Here is a 23,336-nt window from a genome sequence, read left to right as displayed (position 1 = left end):
GCAAAGCAATGTCCGAGGGTGACCTCACCATCCATGTCTGTACGGCCTGCCGCCGTGCCCGCGCCGATCTCCCGGAAGGCTATGACCAGCCGGGACTGGCGCTGGCCGAGCGGCTCACCGCGCAGCTCGCAGCCAAGGGCAGCACGATCCCCGTGCTGCCCGTCGAATGCCTCGCCGTCTGCAAGCGGCCCTGCACCATCGCGCTCAGCGCCGATGGCAAATGGACCTATCTGATCGGCGATCTCGACACCGACACCCATCTCGACGAGATCGTCGGCGCGGCGGAGGCCTATGCCGCCAGCGCCAACGGCATCGTTCCCTGGAAAGAGCGGCCGCAGTCCTTCCGCAAGGGCGTGGTCGCGCGCGTGCCGCCTTTGCCGGCGCGCCAGCAAGGATGACATCATGAACGCTCCGCAGACCGCCTCTCTCGGCAAGGTGCCTTGCACCATCATCACCGGCTTCCTCGGCGCCGGTAAGACGACGCTGGTGCGCCATCTCCTCGAGAATGCGCAGGGCAAGAAGCTCGCCGTGCTCGTCAACGAATTCGGCGATCTCGGCTTCGACGGCGAATTCCTGAAGGGTTGCGGCATCGAGGGCTGCAGCGACGAGGATGTCGTCGAGCTGCCGAATGGCTGTATCTGCTGCACCGTCGCCGATGATTTCGTGCCGGCGCTGGAAAAGCTGCTGAACCGGCCGAACCCGCCCGAGCACATCCTGATCGAGACCTCCGGCCTCGCCCTGCCGAAGCCGCTCGTCACCGCCTTCAACTGGCCGGCGATCCGCTCGCGCGTCACTGTCGACGGCGTCATCGCCGTGGTCGACGGCCCGGCCGTAGCCGAGGGCCAGTTCGCCGATGATCCCGAGGCGCTCGCGGCGCAGAAGGCGGCCGACGCCTCCGTCGATCACGACAATCCGTTGGAAGAGGTGTTCGAGGACCAGATCCTCTGCGCCGACCTCATCCTGCTCAACAAGAGCGACCTCGTCGACGAAGCCGGCCGTGCGCGGGTCAAGGCCGAGATCGCCGAGCATCTGCCGAAGGCGATCAAGATCGTCGAGACATCCCATGGCAAGGTCGAGCCGGCGCTGATCGTCGGCCTCGGCGCGGCTGCCGAGAGCGACCTCGCCGCCCGCCCCTCGCATCATGGCGAGGGCGAGCATGATCACGACCATGACGATTTCGACTCTGTCGCCGTGCCGTTGCCGGCCGGTCTCTCCCCCGAGGAGCTCACGGCGCGCGTCGCCAAGGCGGCCGAGGCCGAGGGCGTGCTGCGCCTGAAGGGCTTTACCGCCGTGCGGGGCAAGCCGATGCGGCTCGTGGTTCAGGGCGTCGGCCGCCGCGTCGGGCATCATTTCGACCGGGCCTGGGGCGCCGACGAGGCTCGTGACGGACGCCTCACCGTGATCGGCCTCAAGGGCTTCGATCTCAAGGCCGTGGAAGCCGCGCTCGCGGGAGCGTAAACTGGCGCGATGCACCTTCTCCCGACCAGCGAGATCAGGCTCGACGACGGCGAGGATGCCGTCGACCTCGCCCTGCCGCCGGGAGATGTGCTCGTCCTGTCCTTCACCGACAGCGACCTTTCGGCGCTGGCGGTGGCGGCAGGTGACAGCAGCCTGTCGCTGCGGCTCGCGCCGCTCCGGCGCCTGAAGCACCCGCTCTCGGTCGATTTCCTGATCGAGAAAACCGCGGCGCAGTGCCGCTTCGTGCTGCTGCGCTGCCTCGGCGGGCTCGACTATTGGCGCTATGGCATCGAGCAGCTCGGCATCGCCTGCCGCGAACGCGGCATCCCCCTCGCGATCCTGCCCGGCGACGAGCGCGACGATCCGAGGTTGGGTGAGCACGCAACGGTTCCGGCGGAATTCGCAGGCGAGCTACTGGCCTATTTTCAGGCCGGTGGCGGCGCCGAGAACATGCGGCGCCTGCTGGGACGGATGAGGCTCTATCTGACGGAGCTTCAACCCTCATCCGACCCGGCTTCGCCGGGCCACCTTCTCCCCCGAGGGGAGAAGGACGAAGCGGGTGGCTTTGCTCCCCTCCCACTCCCATCATTCTTCGCGCTCGGCCCCAGCGGCACGCCCCTGCCCTGGCGCGAGGCGCTCGCCGCACTGCCCGCAGACCGGCCGCTCGTCCCGATCCTGCTTTACCGCTCCGGCGTCGCGGCTGGCGACACCGCCATGGGCGAAGCCATCGCGACCACGCTCGCATCGCGCGGCCTCGCCCCCCTCCCGCTCGCGCTGACCAGCCTGAAGGACCCTGCCGTCACGGCCGAGCTCGCTGCCTTGATCGCAACGCGCAAGCCGGCCCTGATCGTCACCACCACCGCTTTCTCCGCCCGCGAAAGCGCCGATTTCGTGCTCGACGGCGCCGGTTGCCCGATCCTGCAGGCCGTGCCGGTCGGAAGCCCGCGCGAGGCCTGGGAGGCATCGCCACGCGGCCTGTCCGCGGCCGACCTCGCCATGCAGGTGGCACTGCCGGAATTCGACGGGCGTATCGGCGCGATTCCGGTGGCCTTCAAGGCAGAGGAGAGCGACGGGGCAACTGGCCTGTCCATCCGTCGGCTCGTGCCCGATGCGGAGGGCATCACCGCGCTGGCCGATCTGGCGGCCGGCTGGATCGCGCTGGCCCGGAAACCTGTCGCCGAACGCCAGCTGGCGCTGGTGATGTCGGATTATCCCGCGCGCGGCGGACGGGCCGGCTTCGCCGTTGGCCTCGACACGCCCGCGAGCGTGGCGGCGATCCGCGACTTGCTGGCAGGGGCGGGATACGAGATCGGCTCTGCAACCTCCGCCGTCATCCCGGGCTTGACCCGGGATCCATTCCGGAGCGCCCCTAATAAAGGTTCCGGCATGGATCCCGGATCGGCGCCGCTGACGCGGCTTGTCCGGGATGACGATGAGGGCATGACAGAGGGGGCCTTGCTGATGGCCTCGCTCACCGCCGGCCCGACCAATCTGAGCATATCGCTCGCCACCTATCGCAACTGGCTCGACACCATCCCCGCCGCCGCTCGCGAAACCCTCCTTGCCAGCCATGGCGCCCCTGAAGCCGACCCCGCCTGCCGCGACGGAGCCTTCCATTTCCGCGCCGTGCGCTATGGCCATCTCACCGTCGCCCTGCAGCCACCGCGCGATGCCACGCCCGATCGCAAGGCGCGCTATCACGACCCCGACGCGCCGCCGGGCCATGGCTATCTCGCCTTCTATCTCGCGTTGCGCCAATCCGAGGCCGTCGATGCGCTGATCCATCTCGGCACGCACGGCACGATGGAATGGCTGCCCGGCAAGGCCATAGCGCTCTCGGCCGGTTGCTGGCCGCGGCTCGCCGTCGGCAGGCTGCCGGTGATCTATCCCTATGTGGTCGACGATCCCGGCGAGGCCGCTCCGGCCAAACGGCGGCTCTCGGCCGTCACGCTCGGCCATCTGCCGCCGCCGCTCGCCGAGGCGGAAGCCGCCGGCGAAACCGCGTTGCTGCGCGATCTCGTCGAGGAGTTCTCGCAGGCGCAGGTGCTCGACCCGCGCCGTGCCGACATCGTCGCGAGCGAGATCCGGACGCGGGCCAAGGCGAGCGGGCTCGCCGCCTCCTGCGGCGTCGCCGATGATACCGAGATGAACGAGGCGCTGACGCTTCTCGACGCCCATCTCTGCGATATCGCCGAGCTACCCTTCCGCGACGGTCTGCATATCTTCGGACAATCCGAGATCGACCCGGCTTCCGCCCGCAACGAACGCGAGAACCTGCTTGCCGCCCTCGATGGCCGCTTCGTCCCGCCCGGCCCGGCAGGCGCGCCGCATCGCGGCCGGCCCGATGTCCTGCCGACCGGGCGCAACCTTTCGACCCTCGACCCGCGCGCGATCCCGACACGCGCTGCCACCCGGCTCGGACAGCTCGCGGCGCACGCGGTGGTGTCGCGCCATCTGCAGGATCACGGCGACTATCCGCGCCGGATCGTGATGGACCTCTGGGCCTCGCCGACGCTGCGCTCGGGCGGCGAGGATATCGCGCACGCGCTGGCGCTGATGGGCGTCGAGCCCATCTGGGACAATGCCTCGACCCGCGTTACCGGCTTCAGCATCATCCCTCAGCCGAAATTGGCCTATCCCCGCCTCGACGTCACCCTGCGCATCTCCGGCACCTTCCGCGACACGTTTCCGGGGCAGATCGCGCTTCTCGACCAGGCCGCGCGCGCCGTCGCGGTGCTGGACGAGCCGGACGACTGGAACGAGCCCGCCGCGGCCCGCCGTCGCGGCGAGCATGGCGCGCGTATCTTCGGCGCCGCGCCCGGCCGCTATGGCGCGGCGATGGCGGATCGCGCGTTGGACGGCGACTGGACCGAGCGCGCGGAACTGGGCGCCGCCTATCTCGCCGCTTCGGACCATGCCTATGGTGGGTCGGAAGGTGCAGCCTCGGCCGATGCCGGCTTCGCCGACCGCATCAAAACCTCCGACGCCTTCATCCATGTCAGCGACACGGCCGGGCGCGACATCCTCGAAGCGAGCAGCGCCGCCGACGTGATCGGTGGGCTCGCGGCAGCGGCCAAGGCGCTCGGCGCCGATCCCGTGCTCTACAGCCTCGACAGCTCTAAGCCGGAAGCGCCAAAGGCGCGCACGCTGGCCGAGGATATCGCCCGCATCGTCCATGGCCGCCTGACGCATCCGCGCTGGATCGCCGCCCAGCTCGCCCATGGCTGGCGCGGCGCGGCGGAACTGGCCGAGGCGGTCGATACGCTCTTCGTCTTCGCGGCGAGCACCGATTCCGTCGCCGACGGGCTGTTCGACGCGGTGTTCCAGGCCTATTGCGCCGACCCGCAGGTCTGGGCAGCGCTGGAAGCCAACAATGCGCCCGCGGCGGCCTCGATCCGCTCGCGGCTGACGGACGCGGCCCGTCGCGGGCTCTGGACCAGCCGGCGCAACTCCGTCGGCGCCTTCCTCGCGCAGGAGGCGGCCGAATGAGCGCCCTTTCCAAGGAAGCGCTGCGACGCGGTTGGTGCCCGAGCACGCTCAGGCCGATGGAGACCGGCGACGGCTGGCTGGTGCGGCTGCATCCCCCCGATGCGAAGCTGACGCCCGCGCAGCTAAGGCGGATCGCGGCGCTGGCCGCCGAGCATGGCAACGGGCTGGTCGAGATTTCAGCCCGCGCCAACCTGCAGATTCGCGGCGTGACGGCGGACAGCCATCCGAAGCTGGTCGAACGCCTGCTGGCGGAGCGGCTCGTCGATGAGCATGAGGGCGACGGACCGCAACGCGTCACGCTGGTCTCGCCGTTATCTGCCCTCGACCAAGGCGTCATGCTCGGGCTCGACCCGAGCATCTCAGGACGAGAAGGCGCCTCTTTCGGCAAGAGATTCTCGGGTCGACGCCACGCGCCGCCCAAGAATGACGGCAGGGGTGGCCTGATCGATGCTATTGCCCTGTCCGACCGCATAGAAGCTAAGGCCCGCGCCATCCCCGGCCTGCCGGCCAAGCTCAGCGTTGTCGTGGACGATGGCGGCGCGCAGTCGCTGGATGAGTTTCCTTGCGACATACGGCTCGTCGGCATCAGCACCGGCCACGTCGCCCTTTGCCTCGCCGATCGCCTCTGGCGCGGGCCGGTTGCCGAAGCGGATGCCATTGCTTCGGTCGAAACCGCACTACGCCGTTTCGCGGCACTGCGGAGCGCCGCGCCTGACCATCTCCGCCGCCTGCGCGATCTGCCCGCCGATGCCCTCGGCGACCTGACCGATCTGCCTGAAACGGCCGCTCCCGCACCACGCCGGCGCCCCCAACGCGTCGGGGTTCTCACTCTGAAAGGAGACCGAGTTGCCGCGCTCATCGGCCTGCCTTTCGGGCGCTGCGACGCCACCGTGCTCTACAGGCTCGGTGCGACGGTCGAGACGAGCGCGGCAGATATCCGGCTTTCGCCCTGGCGCGGGCTCGCCTTCCGCGAGCTGGGCCATGCCGAAGCCGATGAACTGATGGCGCTGGCCGACGATCTCGGGCTGATCACGCGCGACGACGATCCGCGCCTTTCGATGCAGGCCTGCGCCGGCAGCCCGGCCTGCTCGCGCGCCGAGGCGCCGACCATGGCTGATGCGGCCGTGCTCGCCGACGCTGCCGCCGACCTGCTCGCGCAGGGCGTGACGCTCCACGTCTCCGGCTGCGTCAAGGCCTGCGCCCATCCGGCGGTTGCAGATCTCACGCTGGTCGGGCGGGGCGGACTCTATGACGTCGTGCTGGGCGGGACGACGCGGGACAAGCCGGTCGCGACCCTTGACCTTTCGACGCTGCTCACGCGATTGCAGCCCGGAGAAGATATTCACGCCCGGCTGAAGGCCGCGCGTTCGACGGGATCGCAGGGTTGAGCAAGGCATACGACTATATCCAGGACGGCGCGGCGATCTATGAGCGCTCGTTCGCCATCATTCGCGCCGAGGCCGACCTTTCCCGCTTCAGCGGCGCGGCCGAGCGTGTCGTGGTGCGCATGATCCATGCCTGCGGCATGACCGACCTGCCTGATGACGTCGAGATGTCAGCCGGTTTCGCGGAGGCCGCGCAGGCCGCCCTTAGGAACGGCGCGCCGATCCTCTGCGATGCAAAAATGGTCGCCAATGGCGTGACGCGCCCCCGCCTGCCGGCGAACAACGAGGTTCTCTGTACGCTGGACGATCCGCAGGTGCCTGGGCTGGCAGCGCAGGTGGGCACGACCCGTTCCGCCGCTGCGATGGAACTCTGGAAACCCCGGCTCGCCGGCGCGATCGTCGTGATCGGCAATGCGCCGACCTCGCTGTTTCGCCTGCTTGAAATGCTCGATGCCGGGGCGCCGCAACCGGCGGCCGTGATCGGCATCCCCGTCGGCTTCGTTGGCGCGGCGGAATCGAAGGAGGCGTTGGCAAAGGATGGGCGCGTGCCCTTCGTCGTGGTGCATGGGCGCCGCGGCGGCTCGGCCATGGCGGCTGCGGCTGTCAATGCGCTGGCGCAGGACAAGGAATAAGCGATGAGCGGGACGAACAGGACCCTGCTCTACGGCGTCGGCCTCGGGCCGGGCGCGCCGGACCTGATGACGGTCAGGGCACGCGAGATCATCACCACGGCCGACCGGCTGGTGCATTTCTGCAAGCGTGGCCGGCGCGGCAATGCCCGCAGCACGGCGGATGCGATCATCGCGCCCGATCCGGCCCGCGAGATCGAGCTCGCCTTCCCAGTGACTGTGGAGGCCAGCGTCGGCGAGCCCGACTATGACGGGCCGATCGCAGCCTTCTACGAGGAGGCGGCCGAGCGACTGGCCACGGAGATGCAGGCCGGGCGGACGCTCGCCGTGCTCTGCGACGGCGACCCGTTCTTCTACGGCTCCTTCATGCATCTGTGGCGGCGGCTGTCGCAGCGCTTCCCGACCGAGGTGGTGCCCGGCGTCACCGGCATGACCGGCGCCTGGGGCGAAGCCGGCGCGCCGATCACCTGGGGGGACGACGTCATGACCGTGCTGCCCGGCACGCTGCCGGAGGCTGAGCTGACCCGACGGCTTGCCGACACCGATGCCGCCGTGATCATGAAGCTCGGCCGCAACCTGCCGAAGGTGCGCCGCGCGCTCGTGGCTGCCGGGCTCGAAGGGCGCGCGATCTATGTCGAGCGCGCGACGATGGCGCGGCAGGTCGTGGCGCGGCTTACCGACAAGGTCGATGACGAGGCACCTTATTTCGCGATGGTGCTGGTGCCCGGCGAAGGGCGGCGCCTGTGACGGGCTCGCTCACGATCGTCGGGCTTGGGCCGGGTACAGCGGGCTGGATTACGCCGGCCGCGCAGGACGCGCTGGACGCGGCGACCGATATCGTCGGCTACGGCCCCTATGTCGATCGGGTGCCCGAGCGGACGGGACTGACCAAGCACGCTTCCGACAACCGCGTCGAGGTGGAGCGCGCCGCGCATGCCCTGCAACTGGCAGCAGAAGGCCGCAAGGTCGCGGTGGTCTCGGGCGGCGATCCCGGCGTCTTCGCCATGGCGGCGGCGGTGTTCGAGGCGCTGGAGGCCGGGCCGACGGCATGGCTGGCCATCCCGATCACGGTCGAGCCCGGCATTACCGCGATGCTGGCGGCTGCGGCACGGGCCGGCGCCCCTCTCGGCGGGGATTTCTGCGCGATCTCGCTTTCGGACAATTTGAAGCCCTGGGACGTGGTGACGGCGCGGCTCGAAGCGGTGCTCGCCGCCGATCTGGTGATCTGCCTGTACAATCCGATCTCAAAGGCCAGGCCGTGGCAGCTCGGCAAGGCGCTGGAGCTGGCGGCGCAGCAGCGTGCATCCGAAACGCCGGTGCTCTTCGCTCGTGCCGTCGGGCGACCGGACGAGCACCTGCGCATCCTGACGCTCGCGGAGGCCGTCACAGCCGCGAGCACGGCGGACATGGCGACACTGGTGATGATCGGGGCTTCAAGCACGCGCCTGATCGCGCGCGAGGGCGCGGCGCCTTACGTCTACACACCGCGCTCGGTGGCGAAGATGCCCTGCGCCACCAGCCAGGGCAGGACCTGATCGATATGGTCGACGGTCTCGACAGCGGGCTTGGGCGGGCGTTCCACCATCACCACCGGCAGGGAGAGCCGGCGCGCCGCCACGAGCTTGCCGACCGTCGCCGGGCCCCCAGAGTTCTTGCTGACGAGGATCTCGACGCCTTCACGGCGCATCAGATCCTCCTCGTCATCGGCGTCGAAGGGGCCGCGCTGCTGGATGACGTCGACATGCGGCACCGGCAGGCGGTCGCCGATCGGCTCGATGGCGCGCACGAGATAGCGATGCTGGGGCGCATCCGCGAAAGCGGGCAGTTCCAGGCGTCCGACCGTCAGGAAGACGCGCCGCGGCTCGTCGCCCAGCGCCTGCGCGGCGGCCTCGATATCGGGCACGGATTTCCAGCGATCGCCGGCCCGCGGCTTCCAGGAATCGCGGCGGATCGCCAGCAGCGGCACGCCTTCGGCCTTGCAGGCATGCTCGGCATGGAAGGGCATGATGGCGGCGAAGGGATGGGTCGCATCGACGACGGCGACGATGCCTTCCTCGACCAGATAGCGCCTGAGACCCTCGACGCCGCCGAAGCCGCCGGTGCGGACCGGCAGATTGCTCGGACGGGGATCGACGGTGTGGCCGGCAAGCGAGATAATGGCGCGAATATCGGGGGCCTGATCAGCCAGGTGCTGGTCAAGCGCAGCAGCTTCAGTCGTTCCGCCGAGGATGAGGACGGTCATGTCGCCAGTTTTGCGTGAATCGGAGGCTCTGTCGAGCCATGAGACGTCCGCGCCTTGGCTCGTGCTGATCGGGCTCGGCGAAGATGGGGCCACGGGGCTCTGCCGGGAGGCGCTTGCCGCGCTGAACGAGGCGGAGATCGTCTTCGGCGGCGAGCGGCATATCGCGCTGGTCGGCTCCGTTCCGGGCGAGTTGCGCCCCTGGCCGCAGCCCTTCCGCAACGCCTTGCCGCAGATCCTCAGGGAGCGCGGCCGCAAGGTCTGCGTGCTCGCGACCAGCGACCCGTTCCACTACGGCATCGGCAACAGCATCAGCCGCGCGATTCCGGCTGCGGAAATGCGGATCATCCCGCAGCTCTCCTCCTTCTCGATGGCCTGCACGCGGATGCGCTGGCCGCAGGAGGAATGCGCGCTGGTCTCGCTGCATGGCCGCACGCTCTACCGGATCGTGCCGCATCTCCAGCCGCAGGCGCGCATCCTCGCCCTGTCCTGGGACGAGACGACGCCGCGCGCCGTGGCCGAACTCATGACCGCGCGTGGCATGGGCGCGAGCCGCATCGTGGTGATGGAATCGCTCGGCGGCCCGCAGGAGCGCATCCGCGAATGCCGCGCCGATGCCTTCGCTCTCGACGATATCGTGCCGCTCAACCTAATCGCGGTCGAGGTCGCCTCTACGCGCGATTCCCGCATCCTGCCGCTGGCGCCGGGACTCGACGAAGAGTGGTTCGCCCATGACGGGCAGATCACCAAGTCGGAAATCCGTGCGATCACGATCTCGGCACTCGCCCCGCGCGGCGGCGAATTGCTCTGGGATGTCGGGGCGGGCTCCGGCTCGGTGGCCGTCGAATGGTGCCAGCGCCATCTGCGCAACCGGGCCGTCGCCTTCGAGGCCAAGCCGGAACGGGCCGAGCGGATCAGGCGCAACACGCTCGAACTGGGCGGGCTCTCCGTCGAGGTTGTCGGCGAGGCACCCGCAGGCTTCGTCGGACGCGAGGCACCCGATGCAGTGTTCATCGGCGGCGGCCTGACCGAAGAGGGGCTGTTCGACGCCGCCTGGGCGGCACTAAAGCCGGGCGGGCGGCTCGTCGCCAATGTCGTGACGATCGAGGGCGAGGCCAGGCTCGCCGCGCTCCATGCCGAGCATGGCGGTTCCTTACGCCGCATCTCGATCGACCGGCTGGCGCCCGTCGGCGGCAAGCATGGCTGGCGCCCGGCCATGCCGGTGACGCAGTGGCGGGTCGAGAAGCCTTGAGCACGGGCCGCCTCGTCGCCGGCATCGGCATCAGGCCCGGCACGGAGGCCGCCGACATCCTCGCCTGCCTCGACCAGGCGTTGGCGAGCGCAGGGCTTGCGGGTGCGCCGACGCCGCGCTTCGCCACGCTCGCAAGCCGCGTCGCGGAGGCCGGCATGGTCGCTGCCGCCCATGAACGCGCAGCCGAGCTCGTCGCCATTCCCGACGAAGCCTTGAAAGGTTTCGAGGCCGCCTGCGCGACGCGCTCGACCCGGATCGCCTCGCTCTACGGCGTCGGCTCGGTGGCGGAGGCCGCGGCACTGGCTGCCGCCGGGCCCGGCGGCGAACTGGTGCAGCCGCGCATCGCAACCGCGCGCGTCACCTGCGCGCTCGCCAGAAGCCTCGCATGACCATCCATTTCATCGGCGCCGGCCCCGGCGCGCCCGATCTCATCACCTTGCGCGGACGCGACCTGATCGCGGCTTCGCCCATCTGCCTCTATGCGGGGTCGCTGATCCCGAGGGCGATGCTCGACTGGTGCCCGCCGGGCGCGCGCATCGTCGACACCGCTCCGCTCGATCTCGATGCGATCATCGCCGAGATGGAGGCCGCTCATTGCAACGGGCAAGACGTGGCGCGATTGCATTCCGGCGATCTCTCGATCTGGAGCGCCTGCGGCGAACAGATGCGACGGCTCGACCGATCAGGGATCCCCTATACGGTGACGCCGGGCGTGCCGGCCTTCGCCGCCGCCGCTGCCGTGCTGAAACGCGAACTCACCTTGCCGGGCGTCGCGCAATCGCTGGTGCTGACGCGCACCTCGGGCCGCGCCTCGGCCATGCCGGAGAGGGAGAAGCTCGCGACCTTCGCCGCTTCCGGCACGACGCTCGCGATACATCTCTCGATCCATGTCGTCGAGCAGGTCGTTTCCGAGCTGACGCCGTTCTATGGCGCCGATTGCCCGGTCGCGGTGGTGTTCCGTGCGACATGGCCGGATGAGACCGTGCTGCAAGGCAGGCTCGCGGATATCACTAAGAAAGTTCGCGCCAGCGCGCTCGAACGCACAGCGCTGATCCTGGTCGGGCCCGCACTGGCGGCCGATGATTTCGGAGAGAGCGCGCTCTATTCGGTCGATTACGACCGGCGCTTCCGGCCGCGAGGCGGGCAATGACGGCGCGCGGGCTCCTCATCGCCGCACCGCGCTCCGGTTCCGGCAAGACCACGATCACGCTAGGGCTGCAACGCGCTCTGGTGCAGCGTGGCCTCGTCGTGCGCGGGCTGAAATGCGGGCCGGACTATATTGACCCGGCCTTCCATGCCTCCGCGACCGGCGCGCCGAGCGCCAATCTCGACAGCTACGCGATGACCGACGGCCTGCTCGGGCGGATCGCGGGCGAAGCGGCTCATGCCGCCGATATCGTCATCGCCGAAGGCTCGATGGGGTTGTTCGATGCCGTGCCGGGATTGGAAGGGCATACCGGCGCCAGCGCCGATATCGCCGCGCTGACGGGTTGGCCCGTCGTGCTCGTCGTCGACGTATCCGGCGCGGCGCAATCGGTGGCGGCGGTCGCGCTCGGCTGCAAGCTCTATGATCCGCGTATCCGGGTCACCGGCGTTATCCTGAACAAGGTCGCCAGCGCGCGGCACGAGCGATTGGTGCGGCAAGGGATGGAGCGCATCGGCCTGCCCGTTCTCGGGGCGCTGCCGCGCGAGGCGAGCCTGATCCTGCCCGAGCGCCATCTCGGGCTTGTCCAGGCCGGCGAGACCGCCGATCTGCACGCACGGCTCGATGCGCTGGCGGAAGCGGTCTCGAAGGCCATCGATCTCGATGCCGTGATGGCTGCGGCCGGCGCCACGTCACTTCCTGACGCGGCTAGCGGCATTTCACCCCTGCCCGCGCCCGGAAGGCGGATCGCCATCGCACGCGATGCCGCCTTCTCCTTCGTCTATCCGCATGTCGAAGCGGGCTGGCGCGCGGCGGACTCGGAACTGGTGCCGTTCTCGCCCCTCAAGAACGAGGCACCGCCGGAAAGCTGCGACAGCTGCTGGCTGCCTGGCGGCTACCCCGAATTGCATGCCGGCACGATCGCCGCGGCGGGTCTTTTCCTGGATGGTTTGCGCAGCTTTGCCGAAACCCGGCCGGTGCATGGCGAATGCGGTGGCTACATGGTGCTCGGCCGCAGCCTGATCGATGCCGACGGCGTCGCGCATAAGATGGCAGGCCTGCTTTCGGTCGAGACCTCCTTCGCCAAGCGGAAGATGAATCTCGGCTATCGCCGGGCCGTCCTGGAGGCGGACGGCCCGCTCGGGCCAGCGGGCTCGGCTCTGACCGGCCACGAATTCCACTATGCGAGCATCGCCGCACAGGGCGAGGACCCGCCCTTCGCCGTCGTCACCGATCCGCATGGCTCGGCTCCCGCTCCCGCTGGCAGCCGCCGCGGGCTGGTCACCGGCTCGTTCTTCCACGCCATCGCCATGGCGGACACCGCGTGAGCCAACCGCCGGTCTTCGACGAAGGTTTTGGCCGGCAGTTCGAGGAATTGCTGCGCTGGCGGCGCGATGTCCGGCGGTTCAAGCGTGACCCGGTCCCGGCAGAGCTGATCGAGGCGCTATTGGCGCAAGTCAGGCTTTCTCCCTCCGTCGGACATGCGCAGCCCTGGCGCTGGATGCCCGTCGCGGAGCCGGCGCAACGCGCAGCCGTGCAGAAGAGCTTCAGCCGCTGCAATGCTGATGCGCTCGCATCCTACGAGGGCGAGCGTGCTGCGCTCTATGCCCGGCTGAAGCTGGAGGGTCTGCGGGAAGCGCCCGTACAGTTCGCCGTGTTCTGCGACCACGGCACCGGGCGCGGCCACGGGCTCGGCCGACGAACCATGCCGGAAATGCTGGACTACTCGGTGGTCGCGGCGATCACGCAATTCTGGCTATCGGCGCGTATCCATGGACTCGGCGTCGGCTGGGTCTCGATCCTCGATCCCCGGGAGATCGCTGGGGCGCTCGATACGCCCCCGGAATGGAAGCTCGTCGCCTATCTCTGCGTCGGCTGGCCGGAGGAGGAAGGCGACGTGCCCGAGCTGGTCAGGGCCGGCTGGGAGCGCGATTGAGCGCGAGGCCGGCGAGATCGCGACGCAGGCCGAAAGCGGTCAGCATCGCCAAAAGGGCGAGGATCGCTACAAGCCAGGCGGCAGCCGCCCAACCGATGCCGGAGATCACCAGCCCGACCAAGGCCGGACCGAGAACCTGACCGAGATTGCTACCCTGCATCAGGAGCCCGATGCTGGCCGGGACCAGATTGGGACGGGGCGCGAATGCGGCGGCGGTCGAGAGCAGGGTCGCGGGGATGAAGCCGCCCGCCGTCGCGAACAGGATACCGGACAGGAAAGCGCCCGCCGGCGGCAGGAGCGGCAGGAAGACGAAAACGGCTGCCAGCCCCATCGCGAAGCTGGCGCCGGCCAGCACCATGAGGCGTGACGCGCCGCGGGCGAGTAGCACACCCGCGAGCAGATTTCCGACGATATTGCCCACCGTCGCGAGACCGCTCAGGAGGCCCGCAATCGCCAGGGAGCTGTGCATCCGCTCGATCAGCAGGACGGGCAGGAAGCTCAGCACCGCGAAGAACATCATGGCGTAAAGCGCGAAGCACAAAGCCAGCAGCAGCGGCCCGCGCGTCCGGAACATGTTGCCGGCATCGACCGCGAGCTGGCGCCAGGACACGGCCGCGCCGGGCGTCGCGGCCGGCACTCTCGACGCAACCGCGATCGCGCAAGCCAGCGCAAAGCCTGCCCCGGCCAACCAGATGGCGCGCCAGCCGCCGAAGAGCGGGCCGAGCAGCATCGCCAGCGCCATGCCGGCCGGCATGAAGCAGCTCCACAAGGCCATCGCGATCTCGCGGTCGCGCTCGCCGACGCAACGGCGCAGCAGGGACGGACCGGAGACGCTGACCATCAGGAAGCCCGAGCCCTCGACGACACGGCAGGCCAACAGGAGGCCGAAGCCGGAGGTCGCTGCCCCGAGCGCGCTGCCGAATGCGAGCAACATCAGGCCAAGCAACAGGATCCGCCGGTCGCCGAAGCGCGTCGCCAACGCGCCGACGGGCACGCCGCCGAAGAGGCCGAGCACCGCGAAGATCGAGCTGACCCAGCCGAGCACGGCGAGGTCACGCCCGGTTTCGGCCTGGAGCAGCGGGATTGCTATGGCGGCCTTGCCGATCTGGAGCGAGGCGGCGATGCCGGCCGCGACGACCAGAACCACGACCCACCAGTCGGTTCGAGCGGCTGTCATGCCTCCCGCCATTTCATCACTCTTGCGCAAGCTGCGTCACCTCGTTGGCCGGGCAGTGATGCACCCTCGTGCCAATCGACAGAAGTGAGATAATTCTCATCGAAACGATCTATAGGATCGATCATGCTCGACAATCTCTCCCTCGACCAGATGCGGATGTTCCTCGCGGTCTGCGATAGCGGCAGCTTCCGCGCCGCCGCGAAGGAACTCGGCCGCGTGCAGTCGGCTGTCAGCCATGCCATCGCCAAGCTGGAAGACGAACTCGGCGTCAGGCTGTTCGATCGCTCCGGCCACCGGCCGGTGCCGACGCCGGAAGGCCGAGCCCTGCTCGCTAATGTGCGCGACGTGCTGCTGCGCGTCGATGCGATGCGGGCCCGGGCGCGGGGTTTGCGCGAGGGCGTCGAGCTGGAATTGTCCGTGACGATCGACGTGCTGTTCCCGCCCTTGCTGGTCGGCGCGGCGCTGGCGGAGATGAGCCTGGCCTATCCGTCCGTCGCGATCCGGCTTTCGGCCGAGGCCTTGGGCGGCCCGATCACGGCGCTGATCGAGCAACGCAGCCAGGTCTCGGTCATCGTCGGCGAAAGCTTTCGCGATCCGCGCATCGCCATCGAGGCGCTGACATCGATCGCGATGATCGCGGTGGCAGCGCCGCACCATCCGCTGGGGCGAACAAATGAGCGGCTGCTCGATGCAGCGGCGCTCGCCGACCATCTCCAGATCGTCCAGTTCGACCGCTCGCCGCTGACCGACCAGCGCGATATCGGCGTGATCTCGCCGTGGACCTGCCGCGTCGGCGGGCAGGACATCAAGCATGCGATGATCCGGGCAGGGCTGGGCTGGGGCCGGCTGCCGAACTGGCTCGCGGCGGAGGACCTCGCCAGCGGCCGGCTGGTGCGTGTCGAGACGGGCGTGCTCGGTCGGCGCGGTGGGCTTCCGGCCGAGGCCTATATCGGGCACCGGCTGGACGCGCCGCTCGGCCCTGCGGCGCGGACCTTCGCCACGGCGCTCAAACGGCTCTGCGCCAAGCCAGAGCTTGGTGACGGCTGAAACGAGAAAGGCCGGCCCGAGGGCCGGCCTTCCAGATCATGGGAACGGAGAGCGATCCGTCAGCGCCGGAAGCCGCCGCCGATCGCGCCACCGAGCACGCCGCCGACGATGCCGCCAAAGATAGCGGCGCCAGCGCTGTCACCGGAGTCGCCTTCACGCGTCCGGACACGGCCCTGATAGCCCGTGCTGGTCGTGCCGCGGCGCGGCGTCGTGGTCGTACCCTGGTAGGCCTGGCCGCGCTCGCGGGCGAGGTCGCGCCGATACATCTCGTCGCCCTCAAAGGAGTTGACGTTGCGGGTGGCGGCCTTGCCTTCGCCGGCCGTCTTGGTGCTGCGCTTCTTCTCGGCCGCAGCCTTCTCCTCGGCGAGGACGGCCTGATAGGCGGTCTCGCTCTGGCTGCGCAGCGCGCTGACCTGCATCGCGGTCAGGAAGCCGGTCTCCGGGATGCTGCGCGACTTCTGCCAGGCCTGGATCGCCTTGCGCTGACTCGGGCCGAAATTCGTCGCGGCCTTGCCGGGCTGGAAGCCGCTGACGCGCAGGCGGGTCTGCACCTCGCGCCGGCCGGCATTGTCCAGCTTCATCGCGGTCTCGGTCTGCGCCGTGCCGATTTCCTTCTTGAGCGCCTCGTCATTGACGCCGGGAGGCGTCGCGAGGAAACCGCTCGCAGGCTTCGCCGCGTCGAGGCTGGCGAGGCGGTTGCGGGCGAAGGTCGCGAACTGGCCCGACGGGAAGGCGTCGAGATAGGCGCGGTAATCGGCGGCCGAGTTGCCGCGCTCTGCGACTTCCCAGGTCTTGATGTCGATCTGGGCGCGATCGAGCGACGGGGCGGCCGGCATCGCCGGCATCGGCACGGCCGCGTCGATGGTCTTGGTCGCAGCCACGCCCGGATCGACGGAGGCGAGCTTCAGCGTCGGGTTCATCTTGAACTCGCCGATGATCGAGGAATTGGTCCAGGGCTTCTGCTTCTTGCCCGTGGTCTCCCAGACATCGGCGCGCACGCGGTCCATCACCGTGGTGATCGACACTTCCGGCGTCTCGATATGCTTGAGCAGCGCGCTGGTGAAGGGGCTGTTGCCGTCACGCTCGCCGTCGAGCGCCGTTGCACGCGGATCGGTGGCGAAGGCGATCAGGATGCCCGAGGCCGACTGCGTCTCGATCGCGGTCAGGCCGCGGGTGACGGCGCGCGACTTCGCGGCGAGCTGGGCAGCGAAGGGATTGTCGCGGCAGGCGTCGAGGATGACGATGTTGACGCGCTCGTCGCGCTGCATCTGGCGCAGCACGAGCTGGACGTTCACCGCCCGGAAATCGAGATCGGCTTCGGAGCGCAGCGAGGCGTCGACGGGGATGAGGTAGTTCTCGTCGCCGACGGCAATGCCGTGGCCGGCATAATAGACGAGACCGGCCTTGGCACCGTCGAGCTTCTGCGCGAACTCGCGCACGATGCCCGTCATCTCGTCCATCTTGAGGTCGTAGCCCTCGACCACGTCGAAGCCGAGGCGCTTCAACGCGGCGGAAATGCCCTTGGCATCGCGCTGCGGATTGGCGAGCGGCGGCACCGCCGTATAGGCGCTGTTGCCGATGACGAGGGCGACCCGCCGCTCGGGCACGGCCGCAAAGCCGGGAGAGGCCAGCGCCACCGCTGAGAGCACCAGCGCAAAGGCGACAGCCATTCGGGCACGGAACCCTGGAACCAGAGACGCGAAATTCACGACAACCTCCCCAATTCGGCAATCGGCTGCCCGCCCGCAACGGTCGGCGCAGCGCACGATCAAAAAACACGGCGGCAATATGGACGAAAGATGGCCGTCTTTTTTACCGCAACACGCTCCGATGGTAAACCGGAACGTCTCTTCGTCGCGCGAGCAGCAATGCGGGTTCAAATCCTTTCCCGCGATCACACGCCCGAGCGCGAGCAGTGAAGCGTTACGAGGGCGCCCGCGTCCTTCAATCGCATGAGGCGAGCGGCATAAGACGAAGGGATGAGAGCGCGTCTGCCAAGACCGCTTTGAAACCCGCCAGCGTTGACTTATGCCCGGAGCGCGGTGCAGCATGACATGCAAGGGGAACCGCACAAGCAAGAAAGATAAAGCTGATGAAGGCTGGCAACCGGCATGCCTGAGGATACTATTCTTTCGACATCAGGTCTTACAAAAGAATTTGCCGGCTTTACAGCTGTGAACGGCGTTGACCTCAGCGTGCGCCGTGGCTCTATTCACGCGCTGATCGGACCGAACGGCGCCGGCAAGACGACCTGCTTCAATCTGCTGACCAAGTTCCTCGCACCGACGCGCGGCGCGATCGTCTATAACGGTCGCGACATCACCCGCGAGAAGCCGGCCGAGATCGCAAGGCTCGGGCTGGTGCGCTCCTTCCAGATTTCCGCCGTGTTCCCGCAGCTCTCGGTGCTGACCAATGTCCGCATCGCACTGCAGCGGCGCAAGCGCGGTGATTCGTTCGATTTCTGGCGCTCGGAGCGCTCGCTGAAGGAGCTCGACGCGGAAGCGGCGGCCCTGGTCGATGCGGTCGGCCTGACCCCGTTCCTCGGCCTGACCGCGGGCGAGCTCAGCTACGGCCGCAAGCGCGCGCTGGAGATCGCGACGACGCTGGCGCTCGACCCCGAGATGCTGCTGCTCGACGAGCCGATGGCCGGCATGGGCCGCGAGGATGTCGAACGCATCGAAGCGCTGATCCGCAAGGTCTCGAAGAACCGCACCATCCTGATGGTCGAGCACAATCTCTCGGTCGTCGCCTCGCTCTCGGACCGCATCACCGTGCTGGCGCGCGGCCAGGTGCTGGCGGAGGGCGACTACGCCACCGTCTCGAAGGATCCGCGCGTGGTCGAGGCCTATATCGGCTCGGGAGTCGGCCATGGCCACCACTGAAGCGCTGAAGCCCCCCGTGGCTGCCGCCGGCACCGCCGCTCTGCTCAAGGTGCGCGGGCTCGAGGCCTGGTATGGCGAGAGCCATGTCCTTCATGGCATCGATTTCGACGTCGCCCCCGGCGAGGTCGTGACGCTGCTCGGCCGCAACGGCGCCGGCAAGACCACGACGCTGAAATCGATCATGGGCGTGCTGGCTAAGCGCAAGGGCTCGGTCATGCTGGAGGGCAAGGAGACGATCGCCCTGCCCTCGCGCTCGATCGCAAGGCTCGGCATCGGCTTCGTGCCGGAGGAGCGGGGCATCTACTCGACCCTCTCGGTCGAGGAGAACCTGATGCTGCCGCCGCAGGTGAAGCCGGGCGGCCTGCCGGTCGAGCAGATCTTCACGCTCTTCCCCAACCTCAAGGAGCGGCTGAAGAGCCAGGGCACCAAGCTCTCCGGCGGCGAGCAGCAGATGCTGGCGATCGGCCGCATCCTGCGCACCGGCGCCAACCTGCTGCTGCTCGACGAGCCGACCGAAGGTCTCGCACCCGTCATTATCGACCAGATCGGTGCCACCATCCGCATGCTCAAGCAAAAGGGCTTCACCATCATCCTGGTCGAGCAGAACTTCCGCTTCGCCCAGACGGTCGCGGACCGACACTATGTGGTCGAGCAAGGCAAGGTGATCGACATGATCCCGAATGCCGAACTCGACGCCAATATCGACAAGCTGCATCGCTATCTCGGCGTCTGAAGCAGCGCGATCCACCAGAACAGCACCGGCTCGCCCGGTATCGACAGAGGGAGAACGATCATGAAGCTGAAGACGATTCTCGCGACCACGGCGCTCGCCACCCTGATGGCGGCGCCTGCATTCGCGCAGCAGATCACGGTCAAGGCCGGCGTGCTCAACGACCGCTCGGGCCTCTATGCCGACCTCGCCGGCGAGGGCTCGGTGATCGCGGCGCGCATGGCGGTCGAGGACTTCAAGGCGGCCGAGAAGGGCATCAAGGTCGAGATCGTTTCGGCCGACCACCAGAACAAGCCCGATGTCGGCTCGACCATCACCCGGCAGTGGTACGACCAGGACGGCGTCGACCTGATCCTCGACGTGCCGACCTCCTCGGTCGCGCTGGCGGTCAGCCAGATCACCAAGGAGAAGAACAAGGTCCATATCAACTCGGGCGCCGGCACCTCGGACCTCTCCGGCAAGGCCTGCAGCCCCAACACCATCCACTGGACCTACGACACCTACGCGCTGGCGCAGGGCACGGGCGGCGCGATGGTGAAGGCTGGCGGCGACAGCTGGTTCTTCATGACCGCGGACTACGCCTTCGGCCATGCTCTGGAGCGCGACGCCAGCGCCACCGTCACCAAGAACGGCGGCAAGGTGGTCGGCGCCGTCCGCACCCCGTTCCCGGGCACCGACTTCTCGTCCTTCCTGCTGCAGGCCCAGGCCTCCAAGGCCAAGGTCATCGGCCTTGCGAACGCCGGCAGCGACACCACCAACGCGATCAAGCAGGCGGGCGAGTTCGGCATCGTCGCCGGCGGCCAGAAGCTCGCGGGCCTGCTCGTGTTCCTCACCGACGTGCACTCGCTCGGCCTGCAGGCGGCGCAGGGCCTCGTGCTGACCGAGTCGTTCTACTGGGATCGCGATGACGGCACCCGCGCCTGGTCGGACCGCTTCGCCAAGCTCAATAACGGCAAGAAGCCGACCATGGTCCAGGCCGGCGTCTATTCCGGGCTGCTGCACTATCTCAAGGCGGTCGAGGCGACCAAGAGCAAGGATGCGGCCGCCGTCGTCGCCAAGATGAAGGAACTGCCGACGGACGATCCGCTGTTCGGCAAGGGCTCGATCCGCCCCAACGGCCGCAAGATGCACGACATGTATCTCTACGAGGTCAAGAAGCCCTCGGAGTCGAAGGGTCCCTGGGACTACTACAAGCAGGTCTCCGTGCTGCCGGCCGAGCAGGCCTTCCAGCCGCTGGCCGAGACCGGCTGCTCGCTCGTCAAGTAAGCCGCGGCTGAACGCCGCCTAGAAGTCCTCCGCCGTCATCCCGGGCGACCGCAGGTCGACCCGGGATCCATCGGAGGGCTCCGGAACTCTACGATGGATCCCGGCTCGGCGCTTCGCTTGGCCGGGATGACGAAGAGGTTCCAATGCCCACCCACCAGATGATCTGAGCCCCGCATGTTCGAACTTCTCGGAGTCCCGCCGCAAGCGCTGTTCGGTCAGGTCCTTCTCGGCCTGATCAACGGCTCGTTCTACGCCATCCTCAGCCTCGGGCTGGCGGTGATCTTCGGGCTGCTCAACATCATCAACTTCACGCATGGCGCGCAGTATATGATGGGCGCCTTCGTCGCCTGGATGTGCCTGAACTATCTTGGCCTGAACTACTGGGCGGCGCTGCTGCTGGCGCCGATCATCGTGGGCGCGACCGGCGTCGCGGTGGAACGATTGCTGCTGAAGCGCATCGCCCATCTCGACCATCTCTACGGCCTGCTGCTGACCTTCGGCCTGGCGCTGATCATCCAGGGCGTGTTCCGCAACCAGTACGGCTCCTCCGGCCTGCCCTATGCCATCCCGCCGCAGCTGACCGGCGGCCAGAATCTCGGCTTCATGTTCCTGCCCAACTACCGGGCCTGGGTGATCGTTGCCTCGCTCATCGTCTGCCTGGGCACCTGGTTCCTGATCGAGAAGACCAAGCTCGGCGCCTATCTGCGGGCCGCGACCGAGAACCCGACCCTGACCCAGGCCTTCGGCATCAACGTGCCGCTGCTGGTGACGCTGACCTATGGCTTCGGCGTTGCGCTCGCCGCCTTCGCCGGCGTGCTCGCCGCGCCGATCTACTCGGTCAACCCGAACATGGGCGGCGACCTGATCATCGTCGTCTTCGCGGTCGTCGTGATCGGCGGCATGGGCTCGATCATGGGCGCCATCGTCACCGGCTTCTCGCTCGGCCTGATCGAGGGCCTGACCAAGGTATTCTACCCGGAGGGCGCCGCGACCGTGATCTTCGTGATCATGGTGCTGGTGCTGCTGGTGAAGCCGGCCGGCCTGTTCGGCCGCGCGGCCTGACGCGCAAGCAAGGACTGAAGACATGACCGACCTTGCCTCGACCGACACATCCGCCAGCGGCCTCGCCCTCAGCGAGACCGACGACAGCACGGCGCGCCTGCACCGCAACCTGTTCATCGCCATCGCCGCGGTGCTCGTGGTCGCGCCCTTCGTCGCCTACCCCGTCTTCGTGATGAAGGTGCTGTGCTTCGCGCTGTTCGCGCTCGCCTTCAACCTGCTGCTTGGCTATGGCGGCCTGCTCTCCTTTGGCCACGCCGCCTATTTCGGCATGGCGAGCTATGTCTGCGCCTATACCGCCAAGCACTGGGGCCTGACGCCGGAGCTCGCGATCCTGCTCGGCACCGCCGTCAGCGCGGTCCTCGGCCTCGTCTTCGGCGCGCTCGCCATCCGCCGCCAGGGCATCTATTTCGCGATGATCACGCTGGCGCTGGCCCAGATGGTGTTCTTCTTCTCGCTGCAGACGCCGCGCTTCACCGGCGGCGAGGACGGCATCCAGGCCGTGCCGCGCGGCAAGTTCCTCGGCCTGATCAGCCTCGCCGACGACCGCGCGCTCTACTGGCTCGTCGCCGCCATCTTCCTGGGTGGGCTCCTGCTGATCTACCGCGTCATCCACTCGCCCTTCGGCCAGGTCTGCAAGGCGATCCGCGACAATGAGCCCCGCGCCATCTCGCTCGGCTATCGCGCCAACCAGTACAAGCTGATGGTCTTCGTGCTCTCGGCGACGCTGGCGGGCCTTGCCGGCGCGACCAAGGCGATCGTCTTCCAGCTCGCCTCGCTCACCGACGTCTACTGGACGATGTCCGGCGAGGTCGTGCTGATGACGCTGGTCGGCGGGCTCGGCACCGTCTTCGGGCCGATCGTCGGCGCCATCGTCATCGTCGCGATGCAGAACTATCTCGCGACGCTCGGCGCCTGGGTCACCGTCGTCCAGGGCGTGATCTTCGTGCTCTGCGTCCTGCTCTTCCGCGAAGGCATCGTCGGCGTCATCGCCAAGGCGATCAAGAAGCCGCTCTGAGAGCGGCTTCGATCTAACGGATCAGCTTCGAGACCGTCCGGAACTGCGGATGCTCGGCGCTCCGCAGCCACTCGAACAGCACCATCTCGGTGGTGACGATCTCGGCGCCGTGGCTCGCCATGCGCTGCAACGCGATCTCGCGCGATTGCGGCACGCGCGAGCCGATCGCATCGGCGACCACGACGACCCGGCGGCGATGCTCCAGCAAGGTCAAAACCGTCTGGCCGACGCAGACATGCGCCTCGCAACCGCAGACCACCAGTTCGCGATCCCCCGCCACGGCTTCGAGGAAAGCGGGCTCGCCGCAGGCGTCGAAGCTCATCTTGGTCACGGCCGGAGCAACGCCAGCCAATTCCGGCACCGTCGTGCCAAGGCCGCGCGGATATTGCTCGGTCAGGACGGCGGGGACATCGAGCAGGCGCGCCGCCTCCGCAAGACGCCCGGCATTGAGCAGCACTTTCTCGCCGTCATGGATCGCGGGCATCAGCTTCGCCTGGAAGTCGATGACAACCAGCATGGCGTTCCCGGCGCTGAGCAGCGGCATGAGCGGCCTTCCTCTTCGTGTCCGTCCAAGAGAAGAGCATAGCGCTTCAAGGAGCCGCCTGCGTCAACAGGCGCGGCATCT

General features: G+C 68.3%; 22 protein-coding genes. 18 read left to right on the top strand and 4 right to left on the bottom strand.

Annotated elements, in window-relative coordinates; translation table 11 throughout:
- The first annotated feature begins 8 nt into the window (after positions 1 to 8).
- Genes AC3WMA_RS22250 through cobJ form a run of 7 tightly spaced genes read left to right on the top strand, consistent with a single transcriptional unit; the run spans position 9 to position 8,496 of the window.
- Positions 9 to 398, top strand: a complete 390-nt coding sequence (locus AC3WMA_RS22250; protein WP_441509437.1) for a DUF1636 family protein — start codon at positions 9 to 11, stop codon at positions 396 to 398.
- A 4-nt stretch (positions 399 to 402) separates the two neighbouring features.
- Positions 403 to 1,458, top strand: coding sequence for a cobalamin biosynthesis protein CobW (gene cobW / locus AC3WMA_RS22245; protein ID WP_492287510.1), 1,056 nt, complete (start codon positions 403 to 405; stop codon positions 1,456 to 1,458).
- Between the two features lie 9 nt (positions 1,459 to 1,467).
- Positions 1,468 to 4,947: a cobaltochelatase subunit CobN gene (gene cobN / locus AC3WMA_RS22240; RefSeq protein ID WP_492287509.1), complete on the top strand. Its 3,480-nt coding sequence runs from the start codon at positions 1,468 to 1,470 to the stop codon at positions 4,945 to 4,947.
- A complete protein-coding gene (locus AC3WMA_RS22235) occupies positions 4,944 to 6,335 on the top strand; it encodes a ferredoxin-like domain-containing protein (RefSeq protein WP_492287508.1) in 1,392 nt (463 codons plus the stop codon). Before cobN ends, AC3WMA_RS22235 begins: the two co-directional genes overlap by 4 nt.
- The gene (locus AC3WMA_RS22230; protein WP_492287507.1) at positions 6,332 to 6,964 is read left to right on the top strand and encodes a precorrin-8X methylmutase; all 633 of its coding nucleotides are present in this window, start codon (positions 6,332 to 6,334) and stop codon (positions 6,962 to 6,964) included. Before AC3WMA_RS22235 ends, AC3WMA_RS22230 begins: the two co-directional genes overlap by 4 nt.
- Positions 6,965 to 6,967: 3 nt before the next feature.
- Positions 6,968 to 7,708, top strand: a complete 741-nt coding sequence (locus tag AC3WMA_RS22225; protein WP_492287506.1) for a precorrin-2 C(20)-methyltransferase — start codon at positions 6,968 to 6,970, stop codon at positions 7,706 to 7,708.
- Entirely contained in the window at positions 7,705 to 8,496 is a 792-nt protein-coding gene (cobJ, locus tag AC3WMA_RS22220) for a precorrin-3B C(17)-methyltransferase (RefSeq protein WP_492287505.1), read from the top strand. Before AC3WMA_RS22225 ends, cobJ begins: the two co-directional genes overlap by 4 nt.
- Here the strand turns inward: cobJ and AC3WMA_RS22215 are convergent.
- Entirely contained in the window at positions 8,439 to 9,203 is a 765-nt protein-coding gene (locus AC3WMA_RS22215; protein ID WP_492287504.1) for a cobalt-precorrin-6A reductase, read from the bottom strand. The two genes, cobJ and AC3WMA_RS22215, sit on opposite strands and share 58 nt — an antisense overlap.
- Here AC3WMA_RS22215 and cbiE point away from each other — a divergent pair.
- Genes cbiE through bluB form a run of 5 tightly spaced genes read left to right on the top strand, consistent with a single transcriptional unit; the run spans position 9,202 to position 13,532 of the window.
- Complete coding sequence (cbiE, locus tag AC3WMA_RS22210; RefSeq protein ID WP_492287503.1) at positions 9,202 to 10,452, top strand: precorrin-6y C5,15-methyltransferase (decarboxylating) subunit CbiE; 1,251 nt, start codon at positions 9,202 to 9,204, stop codon at positions 10,450 to 10,452. The genes AC3WMA_RS22215 and cbiE overlap by 2 nt on opposite strands.
- Positions 10,449 to 10,841, top strand: coding sequence for a cobalamin biosynthesis protein (locus tag AC3WMA_RS22205; RefSeq protein WP_492287502.1), 393 nt, complete (start codon positions 10,449 to 10,451; stop codon positions 10,839 to 10,841). The genes cbiE and AC3WMA_RS22205 overlap by 4 nt, the downstream gene beginning before the upstream one ends.
- Positions 10,838 to 11,602, top strand: a complete 765-nt coding sequence (cobM, locus tag AC3WMA_RS22200) for a precorrin-4 C(11)-methyltransferase (protein ID WP_492287501.1) — start codon at positions 10,838 to 10,840, stop codon at positions 11,600 to 11,602. The genes AC3WMA_RS22205 and cobM overlap by 4 nt, the downstream gene beginning before the upstream one ends.
- The gene (locus AC3WMA_RS22195; RefSeq protein ID WP_492287500.1) at positions 11,599 to 12,924 is read left to right on the top strand and encodes a cobyrinic acid a,c-diamide synthase CobB; all 1,326 of its coding nucleotides are present in this window, start codon (positions 11,599 to 11,601) and stop codon (positions 12,922 to 12,924) included. Before cobM ends, AC3WMA_RS22195 begins: the two co-directional genes overlap by 4 nt.
- Complete coding sequence (gene bluB, locus AC3WMA_RS22190; protein ID WP_492287499.1) at positions 12,921 to 13,532, top strand: 5,6-dimethylbenzimidazole synthase; 612 nt, start codon at positions 12,921 to 12,923, stop codon at positions 13,530 to 13,532. Before AC3WMA_RS22195 ends, bluB begins: the two co-directional genes overlap by 4 nt.
- On the opposite strand, the gene AC3WMA_RS22185 is transcribed toward bluB, so the two are convergent.
- A complete protein-coding gene (locus AC3WMA_RS22185; protein ID WP_492287498.1) occupies positions 13,507 to 14,709 on the bottom strand; it encodes an MFS transporter in 1,203 nt (400 codons plus the stop codon). The genes bluB and AC3WMA_RS22185 overlap by 26 nt on opposite strands.
- Before the next feature lie 123 nt (positions 14,710 to 14,832).
- Here AC3WMA_RS22185 and AC3WMA_RS22180 point away from each other — a divergent pair, with 123 nt between their 5' ends.
- The gene (locus tag AC3WMA_RS22180) at positions 14,833 to 15,756 is read left to right on the top strand and encodes a LysR family transcriptional regulator (RefSeq protein ID WP_492287497.1); all 924 of its coding nucleotides are present in this window, start codon (positions 14,833 to 14,835) and stop codon (positions 15,754 to 15,756) included.
- Between the two features lie 59 nt (positions 15,757 to 15,815).
- Here the strand turns inward: AC3WMA_RS22180 and AC3WMA_RS22175 are convergent, their stop codons facing one another.
- On the bottom strand, positions 15,816 to 17,426 hold the full coding sequence (locus tag AC3WMA_RS22175; protein ID WP_492287496.1) for a caspase family protein: 1,611 nt from the start codon (positions 17,424 to 17,426) through the stop codon (positions 15,816 to 15,818).
- A gap of 441 nt (positions 17,427 to 17,867) precedes the next feature.
- Here AC3WMA_RS22175 and AC3WMA_RS22170 point away from each other — a divergent pair, with 441 nt between their 5' ends.
- The 5 genes from AC3WMA_RS22170 to AC3WMA_RS22150 all read left to right on the top strand — a co-directional run bounded on the left by AC3WMA_RS22170 (position 17,868) and on the right by AC3WMA_RS22150 (position 22,711).
- Entirely contained in the window at positions 17,868 to 18,638 is a 771-nt protein-coding gene (locus AC3WMA_RS22170; RefSeq protein WP_492287495.1) for an ABC transporter ATP-binding protein, read from the top strand.
- Positions 18,625 to 19,371, top strand: a complete 747-nt coding sequence (locus AC3WMA_RS22165; protein ID WP_492287494.1) for an ABC transporter ATP-binding protein — start codon at positions 18,625 to 18,627, stop codon at positions 19,369 to 19,371. Before AC3WMA_RS22170 ends, AC3WMA_RS22165 begins: the two co-directional genes overlap by 14 nt.
- 60 nt (positions 19,372 to 19,431) lie before the next feature.
- Positions 19,432 to 20,634 carry an ABC transporter substrate-binding protein gene (locus AC3WMA_RS22160; RefSeq protein WP_492287493.1) on the top strand — a complete coding sequence of 401 codons (1,203 nt, stop codon included), beginning with the start codon at positions 19,432 to 19,434 and terminating at the stop codon, positions 20,632 to 20,634.
- A 174-nt stretch (positions 20,635 to 20,808) separates the two neighbouring features.
- Positions 20,809 to 21,696, top strand: a complete 888-nt coding sequence (locus AC3WMA_RS22155) for a branched-chain amino acid ABC transporter permease (RefSeq protein ID WP_492287492.1) — start codon at positions 20,809 to 20,811, stop codon at positions 21,694 to 21,696.
- Between the two features lie 22 nt (positions 21,697 to 21,718).
- A complete protein-coding gene (locus AC3WMA_RS22150) occupies positions 21,719 to 22,711 on the top strand; it encodes a branched-chain amino acid ABC transporter permease (RefSeq protein ID WP_492287491.1) in 993 nt (330 codons plus the stop codon).
- 13 nt (positions 22,712 to 22,724) lie between these two features.
- Here AC3WMA_RS22150 and AC3WMA_RS22145 read toward each other — a convergent pair whose 3' ends face one another.
- Entirely contained in the window at positions 22,725 to 23,255 is a 531-nt protein-coding gene (locus AC3WMA_RS22145; protein WP_492287490.1) for a hydrolase, read from the bottom strand.
- Positions 23,256 to 23,336 lie beyond the last annotated feature (81 nt).

It is taken from the genome of Allobosea sp. FW305-C-101 (genome assembly GCF_058783685.1).
This window is presented reverse-complemented; position numbering and strand designations above follow the sequence as displayed.